The following is a 21,088-nucleotide window of genomic DNA, read 5'->3' as shown; positions in this document are numbered from 1 at the left end:
TGAGGCAAAAGTGTGATGGGACGCAAATCAGGCCAAATTATTTTTGCGAGCGCGATCAGAATTATTGAAGTTTTTTGTAATTGAATAGGATTTCGCAGTCAACGATGATTTTTCGCCTTATTTTTCCAATTATTCATTACCAATGCATATTTATTGAATAAGTATGCATTGTAACCCGTTGTTTTAGCGTAAAAAAACGCAAAATTCGCCGAAAATCCCAGTTTGGCACGATAGCTGCTCTACACTCTTTATCAAACGGCATGTATTTTAACTGCTCGTTAACATTTATTCCCCGTTCCAGGACCTGATACCCGGCATAAATAGCGAAAAACGCGTTTGATGTAACAGATTTGTTTCTGAATAGACGGTGAGAGGCAGAGTTATCACCGGTCGAAAAGTGGATTCAGCGGCGCAGTTTTTTTGTTTTGTTGTGGAACATCCGGGCAGGAACGGCCCTTACAGTCAAAATTCAGTCTTTGCTGAAGTTATGAGGTCATTATGGAACAGCCAATCGCAGTTACCCGCCAGTCTTTCGATGACTGGATGGTCCCGGTTTACGCCCCCGCTGATTTTATTTTGGTGCGGGGAGAAGGATCGCAGGTATGGGATCAACAGGGTAAGTCTTACATCGATTTTGCCGGTGGTATCGCGGTCAACGCGTTGGGCCATGCTCACCCAGTGGTGACGGCGGCGTTGGTGGAGCAGGCGGGCAAACTGTGGCATCTGGGCAACGGCTACACCAATGAGCCGGTGCTGCGTTTGGCAAAACAGCTGATTGACGCCACCTTTGCCGACAAGGTGTTCTTCTGTAACTCCGGGGCGGAAGCCAACGAAGCGGCACTGAAACTGGCACGCAAACGTGCGCTGGACCAGGGCAACAGCAGCAAAAATCAGATTGTCGCATTTAACAACGCCTTCCACGGCCGCACGCTGTTTACAGTTTCTGCCGGCGGACAGCCGAAGTATTCAAAAGATTTCGCGCCATTGCCGGGCGGCATCACCCATACACCGTTTAACGATTTGGCGGCGGCGGCAGACGTGATCAACGACAACACCTGTGCGGTGATTGTTGAGCCGATTCAGGGCGAGGGTGGTGTATTACCTGCCGATCCTGCTTTCCTGCAGGGCTTGCGTGAATTGTGTGATCGCCATGATGCGGTGTTGATCTTCGATGAAGTGCAAACCGGCATGGGCCGTACTGGTGACCTGTATGCCTACATGCAATACGGCGTGGTACCTGACGTGCTGACTACGGCGAAAGCGCTGGGTTGCGGCTTCCCGATCGGCGCGATGCTGACCACTGATGAACTGGCTAAAACGCTGGGCGTCGGTACGCACGGCACCACCTACGGCGGTAACCCGCTGGCGACAGCAGTGGCAGGTGCGGTGTTCTCTATCATCAATACGCCAGAAGTGCTGGATGGGGTTAAACAGCGCCACCAGTGGTTCCTCGACGGTTTGAACAAGATTAATCAGCAGTACCCGATTTTCTCTGAAATCCGTGGCGGTGGCCTGCTGATTGGTTGCCAGTTGACCAAAGATTATGCCGGCAAGGCGAAACAGATCACGCAATTGGCCAACGAAGAGGGCGTGATTGCCCTGATCGCCGGCCCGGATGTGGTGCGCTTTACCCCTTCACTGATCATCCCTGAACAGGATGTGAAAGAGGGGCTGGCGCGATTCGCGCGAGCCGTGGCGCGAATTTGCAGCTAATACACAGGCTGCGCCCTTACCGGCGCAGCCTGATTAAGACGAGGTTCGCATTATGATGATTATTCGCCCTATAGAGCGTCGCGATTTGGCTGACTTATTGACGCTGGCCGGCAAGTCCGGCATCGGTCTCACTTCCCTGCCACAAGATGAAGATACCTTGTCGGCACGCATTGAGCGGGCGTTAAAAACCTGGCAAGGCGAACTTCCGCGTGGTGAGCAGTGTTATCTGTTTGTACTGGAGGACAGCGAACGCCAGCAGGCCGTTGGGGTTTGCGCCATTGAAGTGGCCGTTGGGCTTACTGAGCCATGGTACAGCTTCCGCGTTGGCACCCAGGTGCATGCGTCTAAACAGCTGAATGTGTATAAATCGGTGCCGACGCTGTTCCTCAGCAATGATCACACTGGTCATTCCGAATTATGTACGTTGTTCCTTGATCCGGACTATCGCCACGGTGAAAACGGTAAATTGCTCTCGAAGGTGCGTTTCCTGTTCATCGCCGCTTTCCGTGAGCGTTTCTCCGCTCGGCTGATTGCTGAAATGCGTGGTTTCTCCGATGAAAATGGCCGCTCACCTTTCTGGGAGAGTGTCGGGAACCACTTCTTTTCTATCGAGTTCGCCAAGGCGGACTACCTTAGCGGCACCGGGCAAAAGGCATTTATTGCCGAGCTGATGCCGAAACACCCGTTGTATGTCGATTTCCTGGCCGAAGACGCGCAAAAAGTGATTGGTGAAGTGCACCCGCAGACAGTACCGGCGCGCCGGGTATTGGAGTCGGAAGGCCTGCGTTACCAGGGTTATGTCGATATCTTCGACGGTGGCCCAACGCTGGAAGCGGAAATCGATCAGATTCGTGCGGTCAAACAAAGCCGTCTGGTGAAAGTGGTGCTGGACGAGACGCCGATGCGCGCTGATGCGCCGCTCTATCTGGTGGCCAACGATCATTATCAGAATTACCGCGCACTGCTGGTCAATGCCGATCTGTATGACGATCGTCTACATCTTAATGCGGCCACAGTAGCAGCGTTGGGTGTTGAGCAAGGCAGCCCGGTGCGGGTTATCCCCCTTATTGCACAGGAGAAAGCGTAATGTCACATCCTGCACTGTTTATTAATGGCACATGGCAACAAGGCCACGGTGCTGAATTCAGCAAAACCGATCCGGTCGATAATCAGCCGCTATGGCAAGCAAACGCTGCCGATGGTAGCGATGTTGCCGCAGCCTGTGAAGCGGCTCGTGCGGCGTTCCCAACCTGGGCACGTACGCCTTTTGAGCAACGCGAGCAGATAGTGAAACGTTTTGCTGCGCTGCTGGAAGAACACAAACAGCATTTGGCTGCGGTGATCAGCCGCGAAACCAGCAAACCGCGCTGGGAAACGCTGACCGAAGTCCAGGCAATGATCGGTAAAGTGGGGATTTCACTGCAGGCTTATCAGACCCGTACCGGTGTTAGCCAGACGGCGATGGCGGACGGTGTTTCAGTACTGCGCCACCGGCCGCATGGGGTGTTGGCGGTGTTTGGGCCTTATAACTTCCCGGGCCATTTACCCAATGGTCACATTGTCCCGGCTCTGTTGGCGGGCAACACCGTGGTGTTTAAACCGAGTGAGTTGACGCCGCAGACCGCTGAAGAAACGTTGAAGCTGTGGCAGCAAGCCGGTTTGCCCAATGGGGTGATCAACCTGGTGCAAGGCGGGCGTGAAACCGGTGAAGCTCTGGCCGCCCGCGCAGACATTGATGGCCTGTTGTTTACCGGCAGTGCCGGCACTGGTTATCACCTGCATCGCCAATTGGCGGGGCAGCCTGAAAAGATTCTGGCATTGGAGATGGGCGGTAACAACGCGCTGATTATCGATCAGATCGACGATCGTGATGCGGTGGTTAATCTGGCTATTCAGTCGGCATTTATTTCTGCCGGTCAGCGCTGCACCTGTTCACGCCGTATTCTGGTGAAACGTGGCAGTGAAGGCGATGCCTTTATCGAGCGTTTGGTGCAGGTGGCGAGTGCGTTGCGCATTGGTCGCTGGGATGCTGAACCACAGCCGTTTATGGGCGGGGTGATCTCCTCGGCAGCGGCAGAAAAAATGCTGGCGGCGCAGCATCACTTGCTGGCGTTGGGCGGAAAAGCCTTGTTGACCATGCAACGGTTAGAAAGTGGTAGTGCGTTGCTGAGCCCAGGCATTATTGATGTGACTGGCGTGCGAGACGTGCCGGATGAAGAATACTTTGGCCCACTGACCACCATCATTCGTTATAACGACTTTGATGAAGCGGTGCGTATCGCTAATCAGACGCGCTATGGTCTGTCGGTCGGTCTGGTATCGCCGCAGCGTGAGCGTTTTGATCACCTGTTGCTGGAAGCTCGCGCGGGTATCGTCAACTGGAATAAACCATTGACTGGCGCATCGAGTGCAGCACCCTTCGGCGGTGTTGGGGCTTCCGGTAACCACCGTCCGAGTGCCTACTACGCAGCGGATTACTGCGCCTGGCCAATGGCGTCGTTGGAAAGCGAAAGTTTGACGTTGCCAGCCAGTCTGTCGCCAGGACTCTCATTTAACTAAGCACTCAGCTCTTTGTTGTGCAGGGTCGAGCCTGCTCGGCCCCAGGAGAACAACATGTCAGGATATGAAGTCAATTTCGATGGTCTGGTGGGCCTGACGCATCATTACGCCGGATTGTCATTTGGTAATGAAGCGTCGACACAGCACCAAAACAGTGTGTCGAACCCAAAGCTGGCGGCCAAGCAGGGGCTGCTGAAGATGAAGGCCTTGGCGGATCTCGGTTTCCAGCAGGGGGTTTTGCCGCCACAGGAAAGACCTCATGTGCCAATGCTGCGCAAGTTAGGCTTCAGCGGCAGCGATGAGGCGGTATTGGCACAGGCGATGCGACAGTCTCCACGTCTGTTGTCCGCATTAAGCTCGGCGTCTTGTATGTGGACCGCCAATGCGGCCACGGTGTCACCGTCGGCTGACAGTGCTGACGGCAAGGTACATTTTACTGCCGCCAACTTGAACAATAAATTCCACCGTGCGATTGAGGCTGAAACGACCTCCGGTGTGTTGCGGGCGATTTTTAACGATCCGCGTCATTTTGCTCACCACGAGGCTTTGCCGCAGGTGGCGTTGTTTGGTGATGAAGGTGCAGCCAACCACAACCGATTGGGCGGCGACTACGGTAAACGTAGTGTGCAAATGTTTGTTTATGGTCGCCAGGAATTTGGTGGCGAAACTGCCCCGACACGTTATCCGGCACGTCAAACACGTGAAGCCGGTGAGGCAATTGCTCGCCTGCATCAGTTGGATGAGCAGCATACGGTATTCGTACAACAGAACCCGGCCGTGATCGATCAGGGCGTGTTCCATAACGATGTGATTGCTGTCAGTAACCAGAATGTGTTGTTCCATCATCAACAGGCATTTTATCAGCAGCAGCAGGCCCTGGATGACGTGCGCCGCAAGATGGCGACGCTGGACAGCGAGCTGGTGGCAATTGAGGTGCCGACAGCACGGGTTTCTGTGGCCGATGCGGTCGCGACCTATCTGTTTAACAGCCAGATTCTGACTAAGCCCAATGGCAAAATGATGATCGTGGTGCCGGAAGAATCGCGTCAACACAGTGGTGTGTGGGGCTATTTGAGTGAGATGGTGGCTGGTGGCGGGCCGATCGATGAAATCAAGGTGTTTGATCTGCGTGAAAGCATGCGTAACGGCGGTGGACCGGCCTGTTTACGGTTACGCGTGGCATTGAATGAGCAAGAGCTACGGGCGGTTAATCCGCGTGTAATGATGAACGATACGCTGTTTGTTACGTTGAATGAGTGGGTTGATCGTTATTACCGCGATCGCCTGACGCAAAATGATTTGGCCGATCCGCAACTGCTGCGTGAAGGGCGTGATGCACTGGATGCCCTGACGTCGATTCTCGGCTTGGGCTCGGTTTATCCATTCCAACAATAGGCGAAGCAACCATGTTTGATTTGTTGGCCCTGACGCTGGCGGGGAAGGTCCCCGCTGAGCAACAGGGTGAGAACGAAAATTTGCGTTGGCGTTGGCTGGGCGAAGGCCTGCTGGAAATAACGCCGCGGCAGGATTATCAGCAAGCAGTGGTTGTTTCTGCGGGCATTCACGGTAATGAAACTGCTCCCATTGAACTGCTGAATCAGTTGGTCAAGGATTTGCTCACTGGAGCCCGTCCGTTAGCCGTTAGGTTGCTGGTAGTGCTGGGCAATCCTGCGGCGATGCGGGCTGGTCAGCGTTACTTGCACAGTGATATGAACCGAATGTTTGGTGGCCGTCATCGTGATTTTGAACACAGTGGCGAAACCGCGCGGGCACAGCAACTTGAGCAAATTATTGCGGCGTTTTTCGACGCAGAGAAAGCGGCACGATTCCATTATGACCTGCATACGGCGATCCGCGATTCTCGGTTGCCACGTTTTGGTATTCTGCCTTTCCAGACACGGCCTTACAGTGCAGATATGCTGGCATTGTTGGATGCTGCCGACCTGGATGCGTTGGTGATCCACAGTGCGCCGGGCGGCACCTTCAGTCATTTCACCAGTGAACATGCTGGAGCCGCCAGTTGTACGCTGGAACTGGGCAAGGCACGGCCGTTTGGCAGTAACGACTTGCAGCAATTTGCCGCTATCAACCGCGCATTGCAGGCCGCAGTGAGTAATGAGCCTTTACCGCAGCGTCCTGGCGATGCGCTGAGAGTGTTCCGTGTAGAGCGATCGCTTATCAAACGCAGTGAGGCGTTTAGGCTGCATCTCAGTGACGATACTGCCAATTTTACCGAACTCAAGCAGGGGACGCTGTTATGTGAGCAGCCAGGTGAAGAGTACCGGGTTCAGCATGCCAGTGAGTGGATCTTGTTCCCTAATCCTAAGGTTGCATCAGGTCTGCGTGCCGGTATGGTGTTAATTGAAGCACCGCGGAGCACGCTGTATTGAATCGTTAGTGCCGAATACCGTTTTATACTTGTACAATTTAATGTTGCAGCGATGTTAGCTGCAACATTAAATAACAGCGCTATATAATGCTGCTAATTCCTCTTATTTATCCCTCTTTATATCCTATTGCTCGTTATTGCCATTTTTTTCTTTAATCATTCCCTGCTGTCATTTTTGATGCGTTGAATGGAATTAATTATTCGATGCAGTAAAAGCTTTGATTAAAACGTGATTTGACGCACTAAATTCGCCTGATGACTTTACTCAGATAAAAATGTGAAATAAGTAACGTTATTAATAACCATGCTAACTTTCATGATATTTGTAGATCGAATGGAAAGCATACAAAAAGAAACTAATTTGCACCAAAAAGGTGCGTTGCACCAATATGGTTATAAGATATGTGATAAATTTTATTACTAATCAATGATTTGTTTGTTTACGGTATGGTAATACTTAGTTACAAATAAACATGCTTTATCCACGGTGTTTTATGAACTTTTTTATTTTAAGTTTGGATTCATGATGCTAATGTCACATGGCTCCTTTATTAGGGGCGCTCATAAAACACTAAATGATAAAGATCACAGCCCAAACCATAAATTGGGCGTGATGGGCAGGATTTAAAAATTATAATATCTAGGAAAATAAATGATGAAACGCAGTGTATTAGCCTTAGCTATTGCCCTTGGGGCAATCACCTCATTTGCCAACGCGGCTGAAATTTATAATAAGGATGGCAATAAGCTCGATCTTTACGGTCGCGTTGCTGCCAAACATGTTTTCAGCAAAGATAAAGGTGAAGATGGTGATATGACTTACGTTCGTCTGGGTTTTAAAGGCGAAACGCAAATCAATGACCAACTGACCGGCTACGGCCAGTGGGAATACCAGGTTGCAGCGAACCACGACGAAGCGCAAGGCTCCAAAGGCACCAAAACCCGTCTGGGCTTTGCGGGCTTGAAATTTGCCGACTACGGTTCATTTGATTACGGCCGTAACTACGGTGTCGTATACGACGCAGAAGCTTACACCGATATGCTGCCGGAATTCGGCGGGGACTCCTACAGCTACACCGATAACTACATGACTGCGCGTTCCAACGGTCTGGCTACCTACCGTAACCGTGATTTCTTCGGTTTGGTAGAAGGTCTGAACCTGGCGTTGCAGTATCAAGGTAAAAACGACAGTGACAGCCGGAGTGTAACCAAGCAAAACGGTGATGGTTACGGCATGTCCCTGGATTATCAGGACATCGGCGGCTCGGGCATCGGTGTGGCGGCAGCATTCTCTGACTCTAACCGTACTAGCGATCAGAAAAAATTGGCTTACGGTAAAGGCGACAGCGCTACGGCCTGGACCACGGCAATTAAATATGATGCCAACCAGGTTTATCTGGCAGCGATGTATGCCGATACGCGTAACATGACACCAATCAGCGGTAACGGTGTCTCTGGTTTTGCCAACAAAACACAGAACTTCGAAGTTGTGGCCCAGTACCAATTTGAGAACGGTCTGCGTCCTTCCCTGGCCTACGTGCAGTCTAAAGGCAAGGATATCGAAGGGATCGGTGATGTCGATCTGGTGAAATACGTGGAAGTGGGTGCGACTTACTACTTCAACAAGAACATGTACACCTACGTTGACTACAAAATCAACCAGCTGAACGACGATAACAAGCTGAAACTGAGCACCGACGATATTGTCGCGGTTAACCTGACCTATCGTTTCTAAGTTTCAACGCTATTACCTTCTTCTTCCTGTGTCGGGAAAAAACGGTAACCAGGCAGAGCGTAAGCTCTGCCTTATTTATTGGGGCGTTATCATCCTTTCGGGGCTTGACCCATCACTTCGATGGCGGAGCGCAATGAGGCAAAGCGCTGCTGATTGGTCTCATGCTCAATTTCATTAACCAAATGGGCCAGAATATTATTGCCGGAGACTTTTTTATTGAGATTGATCAGTTGAATTACTGCGCCGCCAACCACCAGGCTGACGTCGCGCAATAGGGCTTCATAATGTTCGTTTGAAAGGGTAGATACGGTCATGGTGCCGTCTCCATATCGTTCGGGTGAAGCAATTTAGCAAAATCGTGGCATAAAGCATCGTTGGTATGCTGGCTTTCCAGTGAATTCAGAAATTCCTCAGAAGAAACTAGCAGAAAAGTCGATGGGTGTTTTACATCGGCGCATATTCGTTGGCGGGGAGCCAGAAGCCGTCGATGAAGTCCTCAAATGGGAAGCAACCGGCGTGACGCAGATTTTGTTCTTTCATACTGATTAGACACTGGCGTTCATCGCGCAGGACGTCCACCACGATATCAGCGCAGCCACCATCCAGATAACAGACAAACATCACCAAGGCGTACATTGCGTCTTATATCCTTCATCAATCTCTCCGTTCCTTTATTGTAGGTAAAAATGGCAATTGTTTCATGTCTGGCTCGGCCCGAAGAGACGGATTTGCAGTGAAAAGCGGCACTTTCGGATTACTCTAACCGCTTAATACCTCAGGGCCAATTGAATATCCCTCTTGCAGTGCTAAGCTTAACAGGCCTTAAGTCAACGCAACATTGTAACCATCGAAAGGAGTGAATATGGGTTTGTTTAACTTCGTCAAAGAAGCGGGCGAAAAACTGTGGGACACAGTGACCGGCAATGCAACAGCCGAAGACCAAAGCGCCAAACTGAAGGATCATCTCAATAAAACGGGTTTGCCGGGCACCGATAAAGTTGATGTACAGGTGGTTGACGGTAAAGCTGTGGTGACTGGCGATGCAGCCAGCCAAGAGCTGAAAGAGAAAATTCTGGTGGCACTCGGCAACGTGGCCGGCATCAGTGGTGTAGAAGACAAGGTGACGGTTGAGCAATCTGCCGCAGAGAGCCGTTTCTACACGGTGAAGAAAGGCGATACTTTGAGCGCTGTTTCGAAAGAAGTGTATGGTAACGCGAATCTGTACAACAAAATCTTCGAAGCGAATAAGCCAATGCTGTCTAGCCCAGATAAGATCTATCCGGGTCAGGTTCTGCGTATTCCGCAATAATACGGACGCGTTTGGTATAGCCCGATCTTTGGTCGGGCTTTTTAATCACAATTGGTATAAGTTGGTCTAATTATTTTGGTATTTTAATAAAATTTATGAATGTCCCACGCCGTTCATCCTCATCATCTGGGGGGAGTGTTGACCCTGATGAGGAAAATTGATAGCGTCTCAGCCCAACTGAGGTCTGAGCGGTATCGAGCGCGGAATCTGACAAACCCGCTATGGCGGGCTTTTTATTTATCAATCACCCCTCACAATAACGTTAACGCGTGATGAGTTAAGATAGATTCTGTGAAACAACAGCGTAATACCTCACAAGATAAAAATTACCGTGAAACTTTGGGAGATGCGCAATTTGCTATCATTGTGCTGGCGATAGCGTCTTGCTCCCTGATCATTTTTACGCTGTCAGTCACGTTGTGGCTGACATGACGTCGTTCAATACAGGGGATAAAATGGAGCACAATCTCCACGATGAAACCAAGCTGTTGGCTATTATTGGCCTTCTGGTTTCCGTGTTGTTAGTCGTATCAATACTTTTTGGTGTGACTTACTTCTCTGATCTAAAGCATGCGCGTGATGAAATCGATATAAAAGGCTGCTATATAAGGGCGCCTTAGCGTCCTGCCTCCCAGGTTGCGTTCTGGTCGCTTGCTCATGTTAAGCTGGCGTCCAGCAACTCACTCAACCTGTGTGCCGTTCTGGAGGTGTTTTACGATGAGCAATTCCCGCCCAACTTATTCTTCATCTTCCCGTGATTGTCCTGTCATCGATGGTGTACGTCAGATCCAACGCATTGCTGTGCGCAATGCTGAAGTCGGTGGCATTGCGATTAATCGTGCGTTACCCACACGTGAACGTCGTACTGTTGGCGCATGGTGCTTTCTGGACCATGCCGGACCATCGGTATTTAGTGGCTCCTCACAAGGTATGGACGTAGGGCCACATCCGCATATTGGGCTGCAAACCTTCACCTGGATGATTGAAGGCGAAGTGTTGCACCGCGACAGCTTGGGCAGTGAACAGGTCATACGCCCTGGGCAGGTTAACCTGATGACCGCAGGCCGTGGTATTGCACATACGGAACAATCTACGGGGGAAGAGCGACGTTTACATGCCGCACAATTGTGGATTGCGCTGCCTGCCGAATATGCCGATATGTCACCACGCTTTGATCATTATTCAGACTTGCCGTGTTGGCTGAGCGATGGGGTTAAGCAGACGTTGCTGGTGGGGGAGTTTCAACAATACCGTTCTCCGGTTTTAACGTTTTCGCCGTTAATCGCCATTGATTTGGAATGGCAGGAAGACGGATATTTGCAGCTTCCTTTGCGAGACGATTTTGAAATAGGTTTTCTGCCCCTTATTGGTGCATTTGGGGTTAATGATGAAAAATTTTCACCTGATGAGTTTGCCTATTTAGGTAAGAATCTTAACCGTATCGAGTTACATGGCAGGAAGGGCAGTCGCGCATTATTAATCGGCGGCGTGCCATTAAACGAGGATATTCTCATTTGGTGGAATTTTGTTGGACACAGTAAGCCAGAGATTACGCGTGCACAGCTTGACTGGGAGCAGGGGAATATACGTTTCCCCGATGTTGTTGGCTATTCTGGTCCTCGGATGGCCGCGCCACAGCTGCCCTGGAGCGATGTTTGATATCTTCAAGCTATAACAACGGGATGGTTTTATTCATTTGGCTCTATTAACGTTAAATTAATGTGATCGCAATTACATGTTTTAGTACCGATATAGTTTATCTGGGAAATAGTGATCTGGCGCAAATAAAAGGTCGGAGCAGTGGATTAAGATAACTCTCAAGAAGTGATGTTATCTACCGCTAGTCAGAAGTCTGTGAGGTTATTATGAGCCAAGTACTCTATCGTGCAAGATTGTCCCATGTTGTTATTGCAACGGCGGTGTTTTGGATCTCAATTGCAGCCATGCTGGTTGTTGCTCTGAACTAACTCTGAATGATTATGCAATAAACCCGCTACGGCGGGTTTTTTTATGACTGGATATTCGCAATATTCAGAAGACAGTTAATACTTATTAAACCAATGTCTAATTAACCTTGTGAAGTGCAATGATAATTCTCTCTAACGTCGTCGTGTTGTTAATTGCTGCGATTCATCTGTATATCCTGATCCTGGAAATGTTCCTTTGGCAGAAGCCGACAGGCAGGCGAGTGTTCGCTACCACAGCAGAATTTGCAGCTGCAACGCGGATATTGGCGGCCAATCAAGGGTTGTATAACGGTTTTTTGGCGGCAGGTCTGGCATGGGGTGTCTGGTGTGCTGATCCCGCAGTGCAGGTATTCTTCCTCGGTTGTGTGCTGGTGGCAGGCGTATTTGGTGGCCTAACGGCGAGCCGTAAAATTCTCAGGGTACAAGCGTTACCTGCATTGATTGCCTTATTGATCGTAGTGTGGGCGCATTAACCCGCCGTGAGGGGCGGCGGGAAATTCAGTCAGGCTGTTTTCTGATGAATCACGTGCAGCGGTGGGGCGATGTGCAGATCCACGCTCAGATCCTGCCTAAAATCATAAGGCGTGATATTGAACCGCTTTCTGAACATATACGTGAAATGTGATTGAGAGCCAAAACCAAAATCGAGCGCGATGTCGAAAATAGAGGCGTCGCTGCTGCGCAATTGGTAAACCGCACCGGCAAGCCTACGCTCACGGATGTATTTACCCAGCGAGATCCCTGTCGCTTCTTTGAACAGCTTCTGCATGTGCCACAGAGAGTAGCCGGAGTATTCGGCCAACTCTTCGAGATGGATCACTCGTCCGAGGTGAGTTTCGACCCATTTACTGAGGGCGCAGACTAATGAGAGGTGATGTTCTTGTATCATCAGTGCGTCTGTGTGAGATCTACATAGCGCTGAAGTATACACAACTTGCCGCCACGGACAAAAAGCCGCCCACATCAAGGTGAAATTATTCGGAAAAACCATCGTCAAGTGGCTTGTCAGTGAGAAGGGAAAACGGCTAATCTGAAGTTGCCCGCTACCGCTGATAAAGTGGTTCAGGTCGCAATAAATAACAGCCTAAGCAGAGTCAGCCGTGACAATTCAGCGTTGATGGGGTGATCGCATGTTAATGACAGTGATTATTACTCTGGTTGTAATTGTGGGTGTTGCCGCTTTCATGGTGACACCGGTGATGAGAATGAATAATGCGGAAGGTGTGGGAGGTGAAGAACCGTGATTTCAGGGAACAACATGACCCCCAATGGGGTTTGATCGACTTTCGAAAAAGCCTGGGCGCGTAAGTGACCCGGGCTTTTTATTGGTGAGCGCAATCCAATCAGACGTTCTTCCGCTCTACGGTTTCTTCACCCCAGTACAGTTGATCGGCACTGGTTTTGGCAAATGCGATTTGCAGCGCTTCATCGCTGCCTTCTTCCCAAATTTTTTGTGCCAGAACTTCATCATTTTTTGCCAGTTCAAAAATAGCCTCGGCAATCTCAACCGAGGTTTCACGCACGGTAGCCCAGGATTTCACATTGTGGTTTGCCATAACTTTTCTCCTGTTGGGTTGTGGCTGAAGGGTACGCCGATAGGTGCACCGTTCAAACGTTGAGTATAGGTCAATTTAGTCGAGTGTTTTGACGTCCAATGCGCAAGAACGTTGAAAATTCAGTGGCAAACGGACAGGGAGCGGCAAAGCGTCAGGCGGCATGCTATTCTGTGCGGCGTCTGAATTAAGAAGGAAAGTAATTATGTCTGACATGCTGAGCAACGATCAGGAATTGGCCTCCGACCTGGTTGCCTGCCAACTGGTGATCAAGCAGATTTTGGATGTTATTGACGTTATTGCGCCAACCGAGGTGCGTGACAAAATGGCAAGCCAGCTGAAAAGCATCGATTTTTCCACTCACCCTGCCGGTGCTGATCCCGTGACCCGGCGGGCGATCGAAAAAGCGATTGCACTGATTGAAATGAAGTTTACCCGTAACTAAATGCGGGAACCGCCGCATAGCGGCGGTTTTGGACGGTGGTGATCAATCCACCACCGTTTCGACTTTTTTAAACAATGGACAGTCCGCAACGCCAATCAGTCCGTTGTCACCATGCAGATATTGCGCTATCACCAGATTGCGCGCCGTCATGTACTTGCATTGTAATCCCAGACCACCCACATTTTTATTGCTGCCGACCAGCATGCCATACCCCGAAAATAAAAATACGCCGTATAGCACCGCCAGCGCCACCACCCACTTAATCAGCTTGCCCATTGGGACTCCTTGTTATGTATTGTTGCTGCGATGATATAGCCATGCGCAGGCGTCGGGGGCAACGGTAACAATCTGAAAAATCACCTTCAAGCTGGTTTCTAAACGACAGGTTAAACTTCGTTTAAGTTGGCTGTGATAGCATGATCAATAGATTACCAAGATAACAATGAGGCTGCTAAATTTGTTACGGAAAAAAATCTTCGTGATAATCGCCTTCCTCGCGGCCTGCGTATTTTTTTATCTGCTGGCGCTGGATAGCTATTGCGATGAAGGAGGAACTTTTGCGTTGGGTATTTGCTCTGTCACCCGCTTTGTTCCATGGTGAGATGCGTAGCGGTGCGTAACAATTTTCTATCACGATGTTCGCGTCCATATCCAGAGTGCTAAGATGTCCGCCTGTTTTTAGCAGTAGGTAGGGTTTTCCATGTACGATTTAGGTTTTGGTCTTAATGGCCTGGTATCACTGGCCATCGCCGCGTTGGCACTGCTGGTGGGATTATGGGTCTGGTTCCTGGTGAATCGCGCCAGTGTGCGTGCCAATGAACAAATTCGTCTGCTGCAGGACATTGCCGAGCAGCAGCGTCAGCAAACGGCATTATTGAAAAGCCTGGCGCAAAGCGCGCGTGGCGAGAGCGTAACTGACGATGATGATCTCAGTCCGGCGCTGGATTTCAAAGGTTTTATCCCAGAGCGTTAATCAAATAGTGAGCCGGGTGGTGGGGCGATCCTTATGCCACCCGCAGCACTCAGAAAAACTCCATCCCCTGATAGGGCTGTGCGCGGCATGCCGCAAGACGGCTCGCCAAATCACCACTGTGAATTTCTAATTGATGCCCATCGGGGTCAAGAAAGTACAGTGATTCTCCCTCGCTGCGGTTGGTTTTCCACTCTTTAACGCCTGCCTGGCGCAGTCGTAATGCCACCTCTGCGAAATCTGCCGGCGAAACGCTAAAGGCATAATGGGTATAGTCGCTTGTTGCGTTTGCTGTTCGTGCGGCGTCCCATGACAAACACAGCCATAGTTCCCCAAGAGACAGATAGGCTCCGTTTTGCCAGCGGGCATGTGGCACAAACCCCAACAGGTTGATATAAAAATTGAAGCTACGATCGACGTCACGAACCGCGAGAGTCAGGTGGTTAAGGCCGTTCAGCATCAGAGGTATTCCAGAGCGAGATAAACCAGTAAAAGTGTAATCAGCCGCAGTGAAAAGTTAAAGCCTGAAAAACATTAGTGTAGATAATGTGAAAAGCTCTCTTGTTGTCATAAATCTGTCGTATTGGCATCGTAATGTAGCGCCAACTCTACGAAAGATGGATAAAGCCGATGATTAAATGGTATGAAGAAAGCGACGCCGAGGTGAACCGCAGCATTGCGTTGATCACCGGAGAGAACCCGGACAAATGGTATCCCTACGGCGGCGTTAAAGGTAAAGATTATTGCAAGAATCCCTCCGATGCCTGGCCGATTATCTGCGCCAACAAAATCAGTCTCAATGCCGACAGTCACAGTGATAACCCGCAGTGGCAGGCACGTATGATTACCCAGCGTGGCGAATGGCAGGCGGACAGCAACAGCCCACTGCGCGCAGCGATGATCTGCTTCCTGCTGAGTCAGCAAAACAGCGAAATGGTACGTTGAAACACCAGAATTACTGATGATTTTTCCCTTTTTATGACAACAGAACTGTCTCTGGCGGAGCCTGTTTATGAAGCGCATTATTAAAGGTGATAAAAACTTGTCTCATCTGGTGATTGCCCATGCGGCAATCGATCGTCATGCCGAAAGCTTTGGTCAGCGCCGACAGGGCTGGCCTTCCACCTACCTGATAAAATATCAAAACGATCGTGTGGCCGTAGAGGTGGTAACGCGCCGCCAATCGTACGTCGCCACGCTGATGATCGGCGCCCGAAATCTCACTAAACTGTGCGGTTTGTCCGGTTAAAAACACCCCCATTTTGGGGTAATTCCCAGTATAAAATAGCGCCCTGGCCACCCTTGCCGGGGCGCTACTCCTTGATGCTCACGGGGTTAAGTGTTAAAAAGCCGCCCGCAGATACATTTATTAATTGGCGAAATCTTGTGCAGGCTCGACAGGATCCCACGCCAAATGAGGATAAGATGGGCGGTCAGCATCAGGATACCCCGCTAAAACGCGGTTTAAAAAATAGACATATACAACTTATCGCCTTGGGCGGTGCCATTGGCACCGGCCTGTTTCTTGGCATCGCACAGACCATTAAAATGGCCGGTCCTTCTGTGCTATTGGGCTATGCCATCGGCGGTTTTATCGCTTTTTTGATTATGCGCCAGTTGGGTGAAATGGTGGTTGAGGAGCCGGTTGCCGGATCATTCAGCCATTTTGCTTATAAATATTGGGGTGATTTCGCCGGTTTTCTGTCCGGTTGGAATTACTGGGCGATGTTCATCTTAGTCGGCATGGCCGAACTGACCGCCGTCGGCATTTACATTCAATATTGGTGGCCAGACATCCCGACCTGGGTGTCCGCCGCCGTGTTTTTTGTACTGATTAACTTGATCAATCTGGTCAATGTTCGGCTGTATGGTGAAACCGAATTTTGGTTTGCCATCATCAAAGTGGTGGCAATCGTTGGCATGATCGTTTTTGGCGCCTGGCTGCTAGCGAGTGGTAATGGCGGCCCGCAAGCCAGCATCAATAACCTGTGGGAGCAGGGTGGCTTTATGCCGCATGGCATCGAAGGGCTGGTGATGGCGATGGCCGTGATCATGTTTTCATTCGGTGGGCTGGAGATGGTAGGTATCACTGCGGCTGAAGCGGCTGACCCACGTCGCAGTATTCCGAAGGCCACTAACCAGGTGGTGTATCGCATCCTGATTTTCTATATTGGTTCGTTGACGGTACTGCTTTCGCTCTATCCTTGGCACAAGGTTGTGGAAGGCGGTAGCCCGTTCGTCATGATTTTCCATGCACTGGACAGTAGCCTGGTGGCGACGCTCCTTAACGTTGTGGTACTGACGGCCGCTCTGTCGGTGTACAACAGCGGAGTCTATGCCAACAGCCGCATGCTGTTTGGCTTAGCGACGCAGGGGAATGCACCAAAGGCATTGACGCGAGTGAATAAGCGCGGTGTACCTATGCTGTCAATTGCGCTGTCGGCGCTGGTGACTTCGGTGGGGGTACTTATCAACTATGTGATGCCCGGCAAGGCGTTTGAGTTGCTGATGGCGCTGGTGGTGTCCACCCTGGTAATTAACTGGGTGATGATTTGTTTGGCACACCTGCGGTTCCGTGCGGCGAAAAATCGTCAAGGCGTCATCCCGGTGTTCAAAGCGCTGTGGTACCCGTTTGGCAACTATCTGTGCCTGGTGTTCCTCAGCCTGATTCTGGTGATCATGTATTTCAGCGAAGGGATCCGTATTTCGGTCTTGTTGATGCCAGTGTGGATTTTGCTGTTGTGGATAGGATTTATGCTGACGCGCCGTAAAAGCGCTAAAGTACGCCGATAAGCGTTAACGGAGGCGCCAGGTGCGCCTCCGGTTCAACCTTTAGCTGCGTGGCATAAAGGCATTGCCTGGATTTGCGCGGCCCAACCCCAAGACTTTCCTGCACAGCAAGAACAGGGTGGTGATGACATCGATAGCGACCACGCTAAGCATCAGCATGCCCAGCATGAAGACACTGACCAACGCCCCCAATAACACCATCAACGGTGCCGGCACACGTACCCGACGTAGTTTCATCGCGGCATACATTTTCCAATACTGCATCTGTGCCAGCATCGCGCTACGGATACGGCCCATACGAACACGTGATTTGCGTGATGTAGAACGGCTCATAACTTCTCCTTTTCTGAATGTCCTATAAGTAAATCATAAGGATCTTAAGAGATGCTTAACAGGCTCTAGGCGGCCCTGGCATTCTCACAAGGACTGTGACAACACAATACGCGAAAAGGTCCCCCAATGTGAGCACGGTTCACAACACGTGATGATCGCGTATCTTGTTATGCTATCGAACCTGCCCGTGCAGGGTGTCCGCAGTGGTCAGGAGAGCAACTGGATGAAGATAACCAATCGTTACTATGATGCCGCCAAATCGCACCATACCCCGCAGGGCTTTCGCAATCCGGAACCCTCTGAGCGTCGGGAAGGGGATTTGAAGCGCTGGCAGGATGAGCGTAAGCAGCAAGGGTTACCCAAACCGCCGCAAATGGGGTATCAGCAGTTCACAGAGCGCTGGTGGCAGCGTGCTGACCTTCGCGGCAGCGATAATAGCATCTGGTGGCTGGGGCATGCTTCCATGCTGCTGCGTCTTGAGGGGCGTTATATCCTGATCGACCCGGTATTGTCAGAGCGTGCATCACCGCTGAGTTTCTATGGCCCGAAGCGTAAAACGCCGCCGCCGTTGACGGTGCAGCAGTTACCGACGGTGGATGTGGTATTAATTTCACATAATCATTATGACCATCTTGATCGACGTACGGTTCGGCAGTTGGCACGGCGTTTTCCTAATGCGACCTTTGTTGTCCCGTTAGGGCTGAAAAATTGGTTCAGGCGTTATCGTCTGCAGCGAGTCGAAGAGCTGGATTGGTGGGATAGCCTGCAATTGGGCGATCTGACGTTCCACTGCACGCCTGCGCGTCACTGGAGCATGCGCACGTTCTGGGACCGCAACCGTTCCCTATGGTGTGGTTGGGTGATCCATCATCCGGCGCTGCGTTTTTATTTCTCTGGCGATAGCGGTTATTCGGATCGCTTGGTGGATATTGGTACCCGTTTAGGGCCATTTGACGTTGCGGCTTTGCCGATCGGCGCTTATGCACCACGTTGGTTCATGCAGGAACAGCATATGGATCCGCAGCAGTCGGTGACGCTGTACCAACAATTAAATGCGCCACGGGTAATTCCTATCCATTGGGGGGTTTTTGAGTTAGCTGATGAGTCTTTGGATGAGCCCCCTCAGCAATTAAATCTGGCGTTGAGTTCAGCAGGAATAGAGCAGCACCAGTTCCGGCCAATCAAAATTGGCGAGCGCATTGCGCTTGAGTCTAACTCTTAAGCGTTAACCCTCTGGCCGGCATGGCCGGAGTGCGCAATGTGATTACCCGCAGGCCAGCTCGGTTGCGGGTTGTAGCCATGTCTGGGTTGTTGCTGGTGTTATCCGGTATCGGGGTTACGCTATCGCTATGAATAGAGATGACGTATACGAAAAGGTAAAATTAATACACTAAACGGACATTGTTATTGGCCGAGCAAATACCCGTTCTGTTTTTAAGATCTAATTCCGCGATACATTCCCACAAACCTCAATGTTATTGCCGTTATTTAATCCCCGTTACGAACGCGCTATTTATTGGCTGCTGCACGGTCATAGTGCGTAAATTCTGATTTTGCATGCTTATGCACCCTAAAGTGGCACGCTATTTGATTTTTGTGACGATAACGTCGTTGCACAAATTATGGCCACCGTCACTCATGGCAATAATGAGCCTCAGTATTATTTCACTGTTGCAGGCAGGTGGAGTACCGGGCTGGCGGTGGTATCCGCGTTAGGCCATCCAGATGGCGGCTTAATGGTCGGATCATCCGATATCAAATGCGCCCGTTCATCGATATTCAAATGTTGTATAAGAAATTCCATAAAGATTCAAAATTTTTAACGTTCTAAGCGTCCGTTTGGGTTTATATGTTGCAACATGCGTGGGTCAATTGGATGAAAGAATTGTTAAAATTCAGTCAGGATGCGGAGTGTAGCGTGGTGTAAGTGTTAAGCAGAAAATAGCTAAGGCTTCAACATCTTTTAGTCTATTTAAGCTTATGTTGCTCTCGACCGTTTCAAATATGTGCGACAGCTCCATCAGTGATTAAAAATGGCTTGCCATCGAATACAGAGTATGTGATAACGCATCTGGGTAAAACGAGGTACAGTTCTGTATATGTGTGGCATTTTCAGTAAAGAAGTTCTGAGTAAAAACGTTAGCGTTGAATACCGCTTCTCTGCCGATCCTTATCTTAGTGCCTCAAGCAGTAACGACTCTAGTTTGTCTATGTAACGCCTACGGGCGGTTTAAACAATCCAAAGGAAATACTCAAGATGGCAAAGATCAAAGGTCAAGTTAAGTGGTTCAACGAGTCTAAAGGTTTCGGTTTCATCACTCCAGCTGACGGCAGCAAAGACGTGTTCGTACACTTCTCTGCAATCCAGGGTAACGGCTTCAAAACCCTGGCTGAAGGCCAGAACGTTGAGTTCGAAATCCAAGATGGCCAGAAAGGCCCATCTGCAGTAAACGTTACTGCAATCTAATCAGCGTCAGCTGTACAAAAAACCCGCCTTGGTGCGGGTTTTTTCGTTTCTATTATCTGCCGGTAATAATAATGCCTGCGTATTGATTACGTCCGGTAATACCCGGATGGCTCGGATCTTGCTCACGTCGATGGCTGTTTCGACGGTAGCTGGTGTATTTAAAGCGCTGCGGCTGGAGAGAATCAGTATTTGGCGTGCAGATGGTACAGCTCCCGGCAAGGTCAACGTCAGCAAACCCAAGTTCACGGAGTTTGGATTCGGCAATGGCTGCCAGGTCCAGGTGGCGATAGTGGGGGCTGATTAACGTCATGGGCAGTGGCAACTGTTGCTTGAAGCGTGCAACCAGTTCTTCGTTCACCTCATAACAGCATGGGCCGGCAGCAGGGCCGATGGAAGCCACCCAGTTGGCCGTTGAGTCATCACGGCGGATACGTGCCGCCAGTTGCTCCAGAATACCGTCCAGAAGCCCACGCCAGCCCGCATGCACCGCTGCAATCGCTGAACCATCATGACGACTGAAAATGACGGGCAGACAGTCTGCTGTTAACACGCTAAGCAAAATACCAGGTTGGGTGGTATAGAACCCATCAGCTTCACCGCAGAGTTGCGCTGCCTGTGTGACGTCAACAATGCGCGTGCCGTGGACCTGCTTTTTTTCCGGCAAGGTGGTGCGGTAGGGCTGTAAATGCCCAGGAAGCAGTGCGCTCTTATTACCGAAACCGTGTTGAATGGACGGAATGGTGTTGAGCAGTAGGGAGTAATCAGTCATATAACGTTTTTGCCTGCGTCAGAAAACTTAACGTCAGTGTAGTCAGTTTTTTTCCTCCTTGGCTAGACCCATACGGGATGTGCCTTGCA

General features: G+C 50.4%; 26 protein-coding genes. 18 read left to right on the top strand and 8 right to left on the bottom strand.

Going from position 1 to position 21,088, the window contains the following annotated elements; translation table 11 throughout:
• Positions 1–498 precede the first annotated feature (498 nt).
• From SGBXF1_RS14365 to ompC, 6 genes are all read left to right on the top strand, one after another.
• Positions 499–1,713, top strand: coding sequence for an aspartate aminotransferase family protein (locus tag SGBXF1_RS14365; RefSeq protein WP_037419968.1), 1,215 nt, complete (start codon positions 499–501; stop codon positions 1,711–1,713).
• Positions 1,714–1,765: 52 nt separating this feature from the next.
• Positions 1,766–2,800, top strand: coding sequence for an arginine N-succinyltransferase (gene astA, locus SGBXF1_RS14360; RefSeq protein ID WP_037419966.1), 1,035 nt, complete (start codon positions 1,766–1,768; stop codon positions 2,798–2,800).
• The gene (gene astD / locus SGBXF1_RS14355) at positions 2,800–4,272 is read left to right on the top strand and encodes a succinylglutamate-semialdehyde dehydrogenase (protein ID WP_037419964.1); all 1,473 of its coding nucleotides are present in this window, start codon (positions 2,800–2,802) and stop codon (positions 4,270–4,272) included. Before astA ends, astD begins: the two co-directional genes overlap by 1 nt.
• 54 nt (positions 4,273–4,326) lie before the next feature.
• Complete coding sequence (gene astB, locus SGBXF1_RS14350; RefSeq protein WP_037419960.1) at positions 4,327–5,667, top strand: N-succinylarginine dihydrolase; 1,341 nt, start codon at positions 4,327–4,329, stop codon at positions 5,665–5,667.
• An 11-nt stretch (positions 5,668–5,678) separates the two neighbouring features.
• A complete protein-coding gene (gene astE / locus SGBXF1_RS14345) occupies positions 5,679–6,662 on the top strand; it encodes a succinylglutamate desuccinylase (RefSeq protein ID WP_186427038.1) in 984 nt (327 codons plus the stop codon).
• A 651-nt stretch (positions 6,663–7,313) separates the two neighbouring features.
• The gene (ompC, locus tag SGBXF1_RS14340; protein ID WP_037419956.1) at positions 7,314–8,396 is read left to right on the top strand and encodes a porin OmpC; all 1,083 of its coding nucleotides are present in this window, start codon (positions 7,314–7,316) and stop codon (positions 8,394–8,396) included.
• A gap of 89 nt (positions 8,397–8,485) precedes the next feature.
• Here ompC and SGBXF1_RS14335 read toward each other — a convergent pair whose 3' ends face one another.
• Positions 8,486–8,710 (bottom strand): biofilm development regulator YmgB/AriR family protein, encoded by a 225-nt coding sequence (locus SGBXF1_RS14335; protein WP_037419954.1) that lies wholly within the window; start codon positions 8,708–8,710, stop codon positions 8,486–8,488.
• Between the two features lie 130 nt (positions 8,711–8,840).
• Positions 8,841–9,032: a YdfD/YebW family protein gene (locus SGBXF1_RS14330; RefSeq protein ID WP_012145560.1), complete on the bottom strand. Its 192-nt coding sequence runs from the start codon at positions 9,030–9,032 to the stop codon at positions 8,841–8,843.
• A gap of 226 nt (positions 9,033–9,258) precedes the next feature.
• Between SGBXF1_RS14330 and lysM the strand changes: the two genes are divergently transcribed.
• From lysM to SGBXF1_RS14315, 3 genes are all read left to right on the top strand, one after another.
• Entirely contained in the window at positions 9,259–9,705 is a 447-nt protein-coding gene (gene lysM / locus SGBXF1_RS14325) for a peptidoglycan-binding protein LysM (protein ID WP_037419951.1), read from the top strand.
• Between the two features lie 717 nt (positions 9,706–10,422).
• Positions 10,423–11,364 (top strand): pirin family protein, encoded by a 942-nt coding sequence (locus SGBXF1_RS14320; RefSeq protein WP_061806473.1) that lies wholly within the window; start codon positions 10,423–10,425, stop codon positions 11,362–11,364.
• A gap of 427 nt (positions 11,365–11,791) precedes the next feature.
• Complete coding sequence (locus tag SGBXF1_RS14315) at positions 11,792–12,145, top strand: DUF1304 domain-containing protein (protein WP_186427037.1); 354 nt, start codon at positions 11,792–11,794, stop codon at positions 12,143–12,145.
• Positions 12,146–12,174: 29 nt separating this feature from the next.
• On the opposite strand, the gene SGBXF1_RS14310 is transcribed toward SGBXF1_RS14315, so the two are convergent.
• Positions 12,175–12,561 carry a helix-turn-helix domain-containing protein gene (locus tag SGBXF1_RS14310; protein WP_037419945.1) on the bottom strand — a complete coding sequence of 129 codons (387 nt, stop codon included), beginning with the start codon at positions 12,559–12,561 and terminating at the stop codon, positions 12,175–12,177.
• A gap of 454 nt (positions 12,562–13,015) precedes the next feature.
• A complete protein-coding gene (locus SGBXF1_RS14305) occupies positions 13,016–13,228 on the bottom strand; it encodes a YccJ family protein (protein WP_037419942.1) in 213 nt (70 codons plus the stop codon).
• 202 nt (positions 13,229–13,430) lie between these two features.
• Between SGBXF1_RS14305 and SGBXF1_RS14300 the strand changes: the two genes are divergently transcribed.
• Complete coding sequence (locus SGBXF1_RS14300; RefSeq protein ID WP_004945684.1) at positions 13,431–13,670, top strand: DUF2766 family protein; 240 nt, start codon at positions 13,431–13,433, stop codon at positions 13,668–13,670.
• Positions 13,671–13,712: 42 nt separating this feature from the next.
• On the opposite strand, the gene SGBXF1_RS14295 is transcribed toward SGBXF1_RS14300, so the two are convergent.
• Positions 13,713–13,946, bottom strand: a complete 234-nt coding sequence (locus SGBXF1_RS14295) for a YobH family protein (protein WP_037419940.1) — start codon at positions 13,944–13,946, stop codon at positions 13,713–13,715.
• 181 nt (positions 13,947–14,127) lie between these two features.
• Between SGBXF1_RS14295 and mgrB the strand changes: the two genes are divergently transcribed.
• Together mgrB and SGBXF1_RS14285 are read left to right on the top strand one after the other, a co-directional pair.
• Positions 14,128–14,271: a PhoP/PhoQ regulatory lipoprotein MgrB gene (gene mgrB / locus SGBXF1_RS14290; protein WP_461531917.1), complete on the top strand. Its 144-nt coding sequence runs from the start codon at positions 14,128–14,130 to the stop codon at positions 14,269–14,271.
• 99 nt (positions 14,272–14,370) lie between these two features.
• Positions 14,371–14,643: a YebO family protein gene (locus tag SGBXF1_RS14285; RefSeq protein WP_061806471.1), complete on the top strand. Its 273-nt coding sequence runs from the start codon at positions 14,371–14,373 to the stop codon at positions 14,641–14,643.
• A 49-nt stretch (positions 14,644–14,692) separates the two neighbouring features.
• Here the strand turns inward: SGBXF1_RS14285 and fos are convergent, their stop codons facing one another.
• Positions 14,693–15,100, bottom strand: coding sequence for a fosfomycin resistance glutathione transferase (gene fos / locus SGBXF1_RS14280; RefSeq protein ID WP_061806470.1), 408 nt, complete (start codon positions 15,098–15,100; stop codon positions 14,693–14,695).
• 170 nt (positions 15,101–15,270) lie between these two features.
• Between fos and SGBXF1_RS14275 the strand changes: the two genes are divergently transcribed.
• The 3 genes from SGBXF1_RS14275 to SGBXF1_RS14265 all read left to right on the top strand — a co-directional run bounded on the left by SGBXF1_RS14275 (position 15,271) and on the right by SGBXF1_RS14265 (position 17,433).
• Positions 15,271–15,585: a phage protein NinX family protein gene (locus tag SGBXF1_RS14275; RefSeq protein ID WP_037419927.1), complete on the top strand. Its 315-nt coding sequence runs from the start codon at positions 15,271–15,273 to the stop codon at positions 15,583–15,585.
• A gap of 67 nt (positions 15,586–15,652) precedes the next feature.
• On the top strand, positions 15,653–15,889 hold the full coding sequence (locus tag SGBXF1_RS14270) for a DUF4060 family protein (protein WP_037419924.1): 237 nt from the start codon (positions 15,653–15,655) through the stop codon (positions 15,887–15,889).
• A gap of 176 nt (positions 15,890–16,065) precedes the next feature.
• Entirely contained in the window at positions 16,066–17,433 is a 1,368-nt protein-coding gene (locus SGBXF1_RS14265) for an amino acid permease (RefSeq protein WP_037419921.1), read from the top strand.
• 39 nt (positions 17,434–17,472) lie between these two features.
• Here SGBXF1_RS14265 and SGBXF1_RS14260 read toward each other — a convergent pair whose 3' ends face one another.
• Positions 17,473–17,763 (bottom strand): hypothetical protein, encoded by a 291-nt coding sequence (locus SGBXF1_RS14260; protein ID WP_037419918.1) that lies wholly within the window; start codon positions 17,761–17,763, stop codon positions 17,473–17,475.
• A gap of 223 nt (positions 17,764–17,986) precedes the next feature.
• Here SGBXF1_RS14260 and SGBXF1_RS14255 point away from each other — a divergent pair, with 223 nt between their 5' ends.
• The 3 genes from SGBXF1_RS14255 to cspE all read left to right on the top strand — a co-directional run bounded on the left by SGBXF1_RS14255 (position 17,987) and on the right by cspE (position 20,230).
• A complete protein-coding gene (locus SGBXF1_RS14255; RefSeq protein WP_186427036.1) occupies positions 17,987–18,985 on the top strand; it encodes an MBL fold metallo-hydrolase in 999 nt (332 codons plus the stop codon).
• Between the two features lie 877 nt (positions 18,986–19,862).
• Complete coding sequence (locus SGBXF1_RS14250; protein ID WP_071593021.1) at positions 19,863–19,979, top strand: DUF2627 domain-containing protein; 117 nt, start codon at positions 19,863–19,865, stop codon at positions 19,977–19,979.
• 41 nt (positions 19,980–20,020) lie between these two features.
• Positions 20,021–20,230, top strand: coding sequence for a transcription antiterminator/RNA stability regulator CspE (gene cspE, locus SGBXF1_RS14245; protein ID WP_002221949.1), 210 nt, complete (start codon positions 20,021–20,023; stop codon positions 20,228–20,230).
• Positions 20,231–20,282: 52 nt separating this feature from the next.
• On the opposite strand, the gene pgeF is transcribed toward cspE, so the two are convergent.
• On the bottom strand, positions 20,283–20,999 hold the full coding sequence (pgeF, locus tag SGBXF1_RS14240) for a peptidoglycan editing factor PgeF (RefSeq protein ID WP_037419912.1): 717 nt from the start codon (positions 20,997–20,999) through the stop codon (positions 20,283–20,285).
• Positions 21,000–21,088 lie beyond the last annotated feature (89 nt).

Source organism: Serratia grimesii, assembly GCF_900186025.1.
Lineage (GTDB): Bacteria > Pseudomonadota > Gammaproteobacteria > Enterobacterales > Enterobacteriaceae > Serratia > Serratia grimesii.
Note: the sequence above shows the minus strand (reverse complement) of the source record. Positions and strands in the feature narration are given on the sequence as shown.